Consider the following 9,412-nt stretch of genomic DNA (forward strand, 5'->3'; position numbering starts at 1 on the left):
TGCCGGGTTGCCCACTGCGCAATACCTTCGTTCAGCCAGCGTGGTTAATGGGGCGCCGAGATCAACGTCCACCGCGAGGCGGCCTGGTAGCCGACCTGGCTCTCCCGGTCGTACACCCATCATATCTGTGGGGGCAAGCTTGCTCGCGAGGCGGCCTTACAGCCGACCTGTCTCTCCGGCTGTACCCGATCCAATTGTGGGAGCGAGCTTGCTCGCGATGACGGTTGCCAATACAACTTAGTTGTAACCGGACTACCGCCATCGCGATCAAGATCCCACAGTGATTACCAGGGTTTCTCTTACGCCTCGGCTTGCATCATGAATGCCTACCTCACCTCACCTCAACCACATCCAACGCCCGGTTCGCCAGCAACTGGCTCAGCTCGATCATCTGTTGAACCCCAAGCGCAATATTCCGCCGCGAGCCTTTCAGATCGAATGCCAGGTCGCTGACCATGGCGTTGGCCGAGGCCAGGGTTTCGCTGAGGTTGGCGAGCAGGCATTCGGCGTCGATGTTGGGGGCTATGACATAGAGCGTATCGAGTGTCTCGGAGGTTTCTTTGTCGGTTTTCGGCTTGAGGTAGTAGTCCAGGGCACGGGTGGCCGCGTCGTCGAGTTTCTTGGCGTTGGCCGATTGGGTGCGGGAGACGTGTTCGTTAGGGGGATTCGGTGTGTGCTTCGGCATTCTATGGATCCTTGAGGTTGAGCCACCACTCACTCGCGACTAAACGAGGGGGCGGCAGCTGTACGCAGGTTAGTCGACCGGGGATCCAAGGAACCGGCGCGCCCGAGGGCGCCCTGCGCACAGCTACCATCAAGTGCAGGAGTAGGGATACCTGACTGAAGGGAGCAATGAGCACCTTGGAATACCGAGCGACTAAACCCGATCACTGATGGGCAGTGACGAGATCAAAAGTACCGATGGGATCCAAGGCGCACAAGCCGGCGGATTCTGGCGTAGTTGTAGGCAGAGGCGCAAGTTGACGTAGCCTTGTGTTGCGCATCTGAAGGACGGCTATGGAGCCTTTTCTTAGATGCGTGTAGGGCAAATCCCGGGTTAAGGCGCTTGGCTTTTGTAGGAGTTGGCGAAGCCTGCGATCTTTTGATCTCTCGCTTGGGATTTGGGGGGCTTTGGAAAGATCGCAGCCTCGTTGCACTCGGCAGCTCCTACAGGGTTCCGGGGTTCTAGCGGGAGCAGTCCCTACCACTGCCAAAGGCCTGAAATTGCCTATTTATGCAAATCAGCATTTGTCTTCCGCGAAAAGAACAAGCATTATGCGCGTTATGCAAAAACGCAACGTTTCTACCGTATTAAGAGCATTGCTCGATCAGCACGGGATCTCCCCCACGGAGCTTCACCGGCGTACCGGCGTACCTCAGTCCACCCTCTCGCGGATCCTCAGCGGCAAGATCGTCGATCCTTCGGATAAACACATCTCGAAGATCGCCGACTATTTCGCCGTGAGCACCGACCAGTTGCGCGGGCGCGCCGATGTTGCGCCCGCCGGCAACAGCCGCCGCGACGAGCCGCATTCCGAACTCAAGGACATAAGCCTTTGGGACGACGACACGCCCGTCGAGGAAGACGAGGTGTCCGTTCCTTTTCTGCGTGAGGTTGAATTGGCTGCTGGATCAGGAAGATTCGTCATCGAGGAAAGCGAGCGCTCCAGCCTGCGTTTCGGCAAGCGCAGCCTGCGCCACAACGGCGTGCAGTTCGACCAGGCCAAATGCGTGACGGTGCGCGGCAACAGCATGTTGCCGGTGCTGCGCGACGGCGCCACGGTTGGGGTGAATGCGGGCAAATGCGGGATCGGCGACATCGTCGACGGTGATCTCTACGCAATCAACCACAACGGCCAACTGCGGGTGAAGCAGCTTTATCGCCTGCCTACGGGCATTCGTCTGCGTAGCTTCAACCGCGATGAGCATCCGGATGAGGACTACACCTTCCAGGAAATGCAGGACGAGCAAATCGTCATCCTCGGTCACGTCTTCTGGTGGGGCATGTACGCCCGCTAACCCTTCCGCTGTCAGATAAAACCCGCCGTCGTGCGGGTTTTTTTTCGCCTCCTGAAAACCCGAAACCACCGTGCCCACAAGGCTTTCATGCATTTGCGCATTTAATGCGCATAAATAAATGCATTTACGCATTGACTGTATATGCATCCATGCATATTCTGTGTCCAAGCCGCTCGACAAAGCGGCTGGCAACGAAGCTCTTTAGTTCCACCAACAGGCAGCGATGAACCGGCCTTAACGGTTCAGAGGGTTGGCAACTGGCCCGGGTGTGCAGCGTAAAGCACCAGAAGCAGTTATCCGGCGGGCAGGGACCGCGGCCGGAGGAACAATTTGAATGGATCCGTACCGCGCCAGTCGCGCCGAAAGATCAAGCGCATTACTGAAAAGCCTGGGCAACCGGGCTTTTTGGAATGCCTGTGCCGTGAGGTACTTCAAATAAGTAAGGGGATTTCTATGTACTCATTTTTAAAGGCTCAGGAGGTGTTGAGATAAAAAACCTGTATCGGCGCTCGCAAAAATCCAACTTATCGAAAGGAAAAAATTGATGAAAAAAATAATCAGCGTACTGATCGCAACGCTCCTGGCCACCCAGGCGATCCAAGCCATTGCTGAAACCTCACCTGTCGGTTCCTGGCAATTCGCCTACTACCATGTCCCGGGCGGCGGTTTTTATGCCAACCAAACGATCTGTTTCAAAGCAGACAATACCTGGTACTCGAGTTCGCAGGCCGGCTGGAAGGGCGCATGGTTCCAGAACGGGGACGATCTCCAATGGAATGGGAGTGTGCCAATGCCGGGTGCAGGGAGCGCCAACAATCTTGCGACCATTGCCATGGGTAAGTTAGCTGTCGCTGGTTCGATGTCGGGTAACTACGCGGAATGGGCCGCACCCAGTGCGCTACCGCTGTCTTGGGACAGGCACTACACCTACACCATGACTTACAAAGGCGCGACCTGCGCTGCGCCAAAGTAATGTCAGCCCTCCAATACCTGAAAAACGCTTGAACGCTATTAGTGGCGACTTGATGGGTTGCACCGCCCCACATCTCATTTAACTTCACACAACTTACCCGCCCAAACCAAATCACCCCCAGGAAACGAGACATGACAAACGAGCAACAAGCGTTGCTGGACATGCCGATCTGGCTGGTCATCGCGCTCGCCCTGGTGGGTGGGGTGACTGGCGAGATGTGGCGTGCCGATAAGGAAGGCGCCCGTGGCTGGTCGCTGCTGCGTCGCCTGGCGCTGCGTTCCGGTGCCTGCATGGTCTGCGGCGTCTCGGCGATCATGCTGTTGTACGCCATGGGTCTGTCGATCTGGGCCGCAGGTGCCTTTGGTTGCCTGACGGCGATGGCCGGGGCGGACGTGGCCATCGGGCTTTACGAACGCTGGGCTGCCAAGCGGATGGGCGTCAGTGAGCTACCTCCGCGCGATTCCCGTTCCGACCCGCATTGATCCCTCGCTGGTGATCTTCGTGCCGCCATAAACAAAGGAGGCCTTGATGCCTGCCGTCCTCGAAAAACCCTCGCAACTGTTCTTCGCCATTGCCCAGACGCTGCGCACCACTTATCCCACCTTGAAAGTCGGCAGTCCCCAGGAGTTCGACGGCACCGACGATCAACCCTGGGTGCTGATCGCCATTGAGCGCGATGCCCCCGGCCAGCGTGCCAACGACGGGCGTATCGCCCATGTCCTGACGGTTTCCCTGCAAGTGGTCATGACCGTTCCAGGATGGGACGCCTGCGACTTGGCGGCAGAGCTGAAGCATTTGGTCATGGATAACCGCTGGGGGCTGTCCGGCGATCAATGCGACCTGCCGACGGAGCTCGATAGCCTCCCGTCCACGTTCATCCACCCGGCGCGGCAATACACCGCCTGGACCCTTTCCTTCAGCCAGACCCTGTACCTCGGCCCGACGCTGTTGGATGACCCGCTCGGTATTGCGAAGTTTGCCCGCACCTGGGAAGTCTCGAACATCGACGACCCGGACCAATACACCGCACTCGAGGGCTGAGCCATGTTTGATGCGCTGTTACGGATGCATCTGGGGCCGATCATCGAGCGTCTGGCACAGATGGAAACCGAGCTGGAGGACTTGCATCGACGTGCGGAGAGTTTCTGCCGCATCGGCGTTTGCCAGGAAGTCGATGCCACCACCAACACTTGCAAAGTCAGCCATGGCGGGCTGCTGACCCCGGCGATCCGCTTCTTCAACCCAAGCGCCGGCGCCCAGAGCGAGTCGCGGATTCCCTCCGTGGGCGAGCAATGCTTGTTGCTGAACCATGGCGGCGGCGACGGCGGTGGCCAAGCGGTCGCCTTGTTCGGCCTTAACGGCGGTCAGTTTCCGCCCGTCTCGACCCAGGCTTCGCTGACGCGTCGCCTCTATCAGGACGGCACGGAAAACGGCTACGACCACGCCAGCCATGTCTTGCACTGGCAGAACGGCCCGGCGGCGTTCAGCGGTTCCCGCGAATCCCTCCGGTTGAGCATTGGTCCATCAAGCCTGGTGATGACGCCGCAAACCATTGAACTAAAACTGGGCGCCGTCGGCATTCGCCTCGATGCCGCCGGTGTGCACCTGAGCGGCCCGGTGGTGGATCACCAGGGGCGCGTCATCAGTACCGCATAAGAGATTTCCTCATGATTGGAATCGATCGAAACACCGGCGCCACGGTGGACGACTGGCTGCAGTTCGTACAGCGCGCCACTCGGGCGTTGACCACGCCGTTGGGCACTCGCCAGAAGCGTCCTTTGTATGGCTGCGCACTCACCCAGTTGCTGGGGCAGAACCTCGGCGACGACCTGCTGATCCTCGCCCAGAGCCACGCGGCCCAAGCGTTCTACAGCCCCCATAACGGCATCGATGATTTCGAGCCCCAGGTCATCGTCGCCAATCGTCAAGGCGCCGGCTTGTTGTTGCGTTTCGCCGGCACCTGGAAAAACCGCAAACAGACGTTCGAGGTGGTGACATGAGCATGTTGATACCCGGCCAGAACCAACTGGCCGAACCGGCCATCGTCACCGTCGAAGCATTCGAGGACTTGCTCGCAGAGTTCAAGACCTTCGTCGTCGAGTACGTCGCCGCGCGCTCTCCCGCCAGCGCCGCCAAGTTGGTGGACAGCCTCGAGAACGAAAGCGAACTGCTGACCCTGGCCCTGGAGGCGTTCTGTGTCCGGCTGCAAACCCACGAACGCAAATACAATGCCCGCATCAAGCAGATGTTGGCGTGGTGGGCCACTGGCACCAACCTCGATGCTCGCCTCGCGGACATGGGGCTCGAACGCCAGTTGCTCGACCCGGGCGACCCGGCGGCGTTCCCGCCCATCGTCCCGGTCTACGAAAGTGATGACGATGCGCGGTTGCGCTATTACCTGGCGCCCCACGCCCCGGCGGCGGGGTCGCGCATGCAATATCGGCGGGAAATTTTCACCCTTGGGCAGCGTCCCGTCGTGAAAGTCGAGAACGCCTCGGCGGGTGTGGTGACGGTCACATATACCTTCGACCCGGACAGCTACGCCGCGCAGATCAAGGACGGCAACGGACGCCGCACCTCGCCCGGCGAAGTCACGGTCACGGTGCTGTCCCGCGACGGCGATGGCACACCGTCCGACGTGTTGCTCGACGGTGTCCGCGAGCACTTCGCACGGCCGGATGTACGGCCGGAGACCGACCGGGTCATCGTCCAACCCGCGCAGATCAAGAACTACAAGATCCGCGTCGTGGCGAAGATCAATCCCGGACCCGATTCAGGCCTGACCCAGGTTGCCGCACAACAACAATTGCAGGAATACGCCGAGGCCTGCCATCGCCTGGAAGGTCGAGTGGACCCGAGCTGGATCGATTACACGCTGCACAGCGCCGGCGCGGTTCAACTTGAAATCCTCGAACCGCTCCAGCCAATTGTGACGACGGCTTTCCAGGCGCCGTATTGCACGGGCGTCGAGGTCGAGGTGGATACGTTATGAATGACGACACACCTCGCCCGGGCTTGCTGCCGGTCAATAGCTCACCGCTGGAGCGGGCGCTGGATCTTGGGTTTGCCCAATTGCTTGAGCGCATCGATCCACCGTTTCCCCAGCTGATGAACCCGGCGGCTACGCCTTTGGCGTTCCTGCCATATCTGGGGGCGGATCGTGGGGTCAGTGAGTGGAGTACCACGGCGCCGGAGGCTGAAAAGCGCCTGACCGTGGAACTCGCCTGGCCCACCGCTCGGCAGGCCGGGACACGAAAGGCGCTGGAAAACGCCGCCAAGGGTCTGCAACTGACGCCCGAAGTGCGCGCCTGGTATGAGCAAACACCACCGGGCGCGCCCTACAGTTTTTCCGTCAGGGCATTCACCGACCAGCCCTACAGCGAAACCATCGACGCCCGTCTCGACCGCCGCCTGGCCGATGCCAAAAGTGAGCGCGACGTCTTGAACGTTTCCGTCGGCTTGAGTGCCTTCGGTCGTCACGTCATCGGCGCCGCCACGTTGTGCGGCGAGTTGACCGCGGTTTACCCGATCGTCATCGAAGGCCTCGAAGCCTCGGGCCAGGCCTTCATGGCCGCCGCGCTCTACACCGTCGAAACCTCCATTATTTATCCACAGGGGTCCTAAATGGCCGACTACTACACCCTGCTCACCGATGCGGGGATCGCCTACGAAACCGCCTGCAAGGCGGCGGGCACACCGATCAAGCTGTCGCAGATATCCGTCGGTGACGGCGGCGGCACCGTCTACAACCCGGCGGCGACCGCTACCGCACTCAAGCGTGAAGTCTGGCGCGGGCCGCTCAATGCGCTGTTCCAGGATGAGAAGAATCCTAGTTGGTTGCTGGCCGAAGTCACCATTCCGTCTGACGTGGGCGGCTGGTATGTGCGTGAGGCCGGGATCTGGACTGATACCGGCATCCTGTATGCGATCGTCAAATATCCGGAGTCGTTCAAGCCGGTGTTGGCGACTTCTGGCTCGGGGAAAGAGTTTTATATTCGGTCGATTTTCGAGACCAGCAATGCTGAGCTGGTGACGCTGCTGATTGACGATACGGTGGTCAAGGCGACGCGGGCTTGGGTTGCAAGTTACGTTGCCGATGAGCTTGCCAAGCTCGATAGGAAGCAGTCGGTGCGCGTGGCGACGACGGCCAACATTGTCTTGAGTGGTGCGCAGGCGATCGATGGTGTTGCGGTGATCGCCGGGAATCGGGTTCTGGTCAGGTCCCAGACTTTGGCGAAGGACAACGGTATTTACGTTGCCGCGAACGGCGCCTGGCTTCGGGCGAAGGATGCCGATGCGAGTGTCGAAGTGACTTCGGGCCTGATTGTGTCGGTGGAGGAGGGGACGACGCTTGGCAATACAATCTGGCAGTTGATTACTGACGGTGCGATTGTGTTGGACACTACGGCGTTGGCGTTTCAGAACATCACTCAAGGGTTTGCGCCGCTCAATTCGCCCGTGCTGGTTAATCCGACGGCAAATACGCCGGCGCTATTCGACAACACGAAGTCGATCGCGACGACTGAATATGTCATGCGCGCCAGCGGTAACTATCGTGGTTTTACCAGCTTGACCTCGGCCACCACTTTGACGGCTTCGGCTGTTGGCACTCTGGTTACAACTATCGGGGCCTTCGCCATCACATTACCGATGGTCAACGCCCTGCCGGCAGGGGGCACAATTCATTTCCGGAATATCGGCAGCGGCGTTGTCACCGTCGTATGTGCTGCGGCTGACAACATCAACTCGGGTGCTGGTCAGATTACGAGCATTGAATTGCAGGTGGGTGCGACCCTGGAGTTGACCGGGAACGGTGCGAGCGCCTGGTGGGCTGCCGGGACTGCGCAGTTGCAATACTCCAAGGTGTTCGGCTTAACCCCGGCGAGATTCGATAACACCAAGTTGCTTGCAACGACTGAGTGGTCCAAGGCCAAAGGGTTCGAACTGGGTGGTGTCTACGTGTTCACCGCCGCATTGACGGGTATTCCTGCACATATTGGCGGTATGGTTCATGCCTACGGTGCCGGGCCTGCCTCTTATAGTGTCCCCGACTCCATGGCCAACGGTGTTCTGCCGGGTTGCACAGTTCGCTTGCAGAATTGGACAAGCACGAATCTGACCTTGGTAACCCAGGGGGCAGACAGGATGCAGGAGAGTCTCAGCCTGTCCCCCAGTTCCGCGGCCCGCTCCATTCCCCCGGACACATACCTGGATATCACCTTTATTGGTAGCGGGCTCTGGTTGTTATTGGGTACAGGTGTGGTTGGCAAGACTGTGCCATTTGGCGCGCTGATGGGCGTGAATGGCTATCAGAAACTCCCTTCCGGCTTGATCATCCAGTGGATGACGGCGGTATTTTCAAGTGCGGCCTTGAGCAAACCTTTCAACTTACCGATTGCGTTTCCGGCGGCGCATTTCGGTTGCACCGTTTCGCAGACGGACAGCGTTATCTACGGCATCAATGGCACGCCTTTTGTGGCAGGTATGCCTAACGGCTTGGGCCAGGTCATTCTGCAGTCCAACTACACCGCGAGCCAATCGGCAGTCCGGGTACTTGCCTTCGGCATTTAAAAGGGGAAAAAGATGATTTATAGCAGCAGGAAAACGAGATGTTTTCATGACTCGAATTTAGGCGGTGAGCTACCAGAAGACGCTATCGAAATATCGACTGAGCTGCATGCCGAACTTCTGAGCGGTCAGTCGCAACTGACTAAGATCAACTTCGATACTGAGCCACCTTCGTTGATTGAACGGGAGCCGGCGTCTACCGAGCTATTGGCTGATATTGAGCGCGCCTGGCGTGATGTGCAGTTGGTGAAAACAGATGGCCTTGTGGCGCGTCAGCGTGACGAGCTGGATATCGGTAGCGCGACCACGCTTACGGTCGATCAATTTACCGAGCTGCTGACCTACCGACGTGAACTGCGTGACTGGCCCCAAGGTGCCGACTTTCCTCTGGCGGAACACCGTCCTGTCGCACCGCCGTGGTTGTTTGCGCTGATTCAATAAACGCCCCGCACCGACGGGGCGTTTTCTTACCTATCAAACACCCAAAAGCCCCTCCCCAAAGGGGCTTTTTCATATCCGGAGAAACCCAAATGGCACCACGCCAAACCTACACCGTGCTCCTCCCATTCCCCACCGGCGGCGGGCACTGGTCGACCACCGGCCAGGAACTGGACCTGCTCGACGTCGAGGCCAGCGCCTTGCTCAGCGCCGGTCGCCTGGCATTGAAAAAAACCGAAGCCGTCGAACCGGCTTCCGTATCCAACCCGGCCAAAAAGGCCACCACCAAAAAGGCTGAATAACCATGGCTGAGGTTTTGAACTTCGAGCACAACGGCATCACCGTCAATGCCACTGAATCCCCGGAGGCCATGGGTGGCCTGGGAGATAACGTCATCGGTCTGGTCGGCACCGC

General features: G+C 59.1%; 12 protein-coding genes. 11 read left to right on the top strand and 1 reads right to left on the bottom strand.

Features of this window, described 5'->3' with window-relative positions:
• Nucleotides 1-331: 331 nt before the first annotated feature.
• Nucleotides 332-685: a DUF6124 family protein gene (locus OC610_RS14620; protein WP_264428628.1), complete on the bottom strand. Its 354-nt coding sequence runs from the start codon at nucleotides 683-685 to the stop codon at nucleotides 332-334.
• A 599-nt stretch (nucleotides 686-1,284) separates the two neighbouring features.
• On the opposite strand from OC610_RS14620, the gene OC610_RS14625 reads away from it, so the two are divergent.
• The 11 genes from OC610_RS14625 to OC610_RS14675 all read left to right on the top strand — a co-directional run bounded on the left by OC610_RS14625 (nucleotide 1,285) and on the right by OC610_RS14675 (nucleotide 9,300).
• Nucleotides 1,285-2,019: a LexA family transcriptional regulator gene (locus OC610_RS14625; RefSeq protein ID WP_264428644.1), complete on the top strand. Its 735-nt coding sequence runs from the start codon at nucleotides 1,285-1,287 to the stop codon at nucleotides 2,017-2,019.
• Between the two features lie 544 nt (nucleotides 2,020-2,563).
• The gene (locus tag OC610_RS14630; RefSeq protein ID WP_264428629.1) at nucleotides 2,564-2,992 is read left to right on the top strand and encodes a hypothetical protein; all 429 of its coding nucleotides are present in this window, start codon (nucleotides 2,564-2,566) and stop codon (nucleotides 2,990-2,992) included.
• 131 nt (nucleotides 2,993-3,123) lie between these two features.
• Nucleotides 3,124-3,474 (top strand): phage holin family protein, encoded by a 351-nt coding sequence (locus tag OC610_RS14635; protein WP_264428630.1) that lies wholly within the window; start codon nucleotides 3,124-3,126, stop codon nucleotides 3,472-3,474.
• Between the two features lie 46 nt (nucleotides 3,475-3,520).
• Nucleotides 3,521-4,033, top strand: coding sequence for a hypothetical protein (locus OC610_RS14640; protein ID WP_264428631.1), 513 nt, complete (start codon nucleotides 3,521-3,523; stop codon nucleotides 4,031-4,033).
• A 3-nt stretch (nucleotides 4,034-4,036) separates the two neighbouring features.
• On the top strand, nucleotides 4,037-4,648 hold the full coding sequence (locus OC610_RS14645; protein WP_264428632.1) for a phage baseplate assembly protein V: 612 nt from the start codon (nucleotides 4,037-4,039) through the stop codon (nucleotides 4,646-4,648).
• 11 nt (nucleotides 4,649-4,659) lie between these two features.
• Nucleotides 4,660-4,992 (top strand): phage baseplate protein, encoded by a 333-nt coding sequence (locus OC610_RS14650; protein ID WP_264428633.1) that lies wholly within the window; start codon nucleotides 4,660-4,662, stop codon nucleotides 4,990-4,992.
• On the top strand, nucleotides 4,989-5,984 hold the full coding sequence (locus OC610_RS14655; protein WP_264428635.1) for a baseplate J/gp47 family protein: 996 nt from the start codon (nucleotides 4,989-4,991) through the stop codon (nucleotides 5,982-5,984). Before OC610_RS14650 ends, OC610_RS14655 begins: the two co-directional genes overlap by 4 nt.
• On the top strand, nucleotides 5,981-6,616 hold the full coding sequence (locus OC610_RS14660) for a phage tail protein I (RefSeq protein ID WP_264428636.1): 636 nt from the start codon (nucleotides 5,981-5,983) through the stop codon (nucleotides 6,614-6,616). The genes OC610_RS14655 and OC610_RS14660 overlap by 4 nt, the downstream gene beginning before the upstream one ends.
• Nucleotides 6,617-8,563, top strand: a complete 1,947-nt coding sequence (locus OC610_RS14665; RefSeq protein WP_264428637.1) for a phage tail protein — start codon at nucleotides 6,617-6,619, stop codon at nucleotides 8,561-8,563.
• Between the two features lie 12 nt (nucleotides 8,564-8,575).
• Nucleotides 8,576-9,001: a phage tail assembly chaperone gene (locus OC610_RS14670; protein WP_264428639.1), complete on the top strand. Its 426-nt coding sequence runs from the start codon at nucleotides 8,576-8,578 to the stop codon at nucleotides 8,999-9,001.
• An 89-nt stretch (nucleotides 9,002-9,090) separates the two neighbouring features.
• A complete protein-coding gene (locus tag OC610_RS14675) occupies nucleotides 9,091-9,300 on the top strand; it encodes a hypothetical protein (RefSeq protein WP_264428641.1) in 210 nt (69 codons plus the stop codon).
• Nucleotides 9,301-9,412 lie beyond the last annotated feature (112 nt).

It is taken from the genome of Pseudomonas agronomica, assembly GCF_025917275.1.
GTDB classification, from domain to species: Bacteria; Pseudomonadota; Gammaproteobacteria; order Pseudomonadales; family Pseudomonadaceae; genus Aquipseudomonas; species Aquipseudomonas agronomica.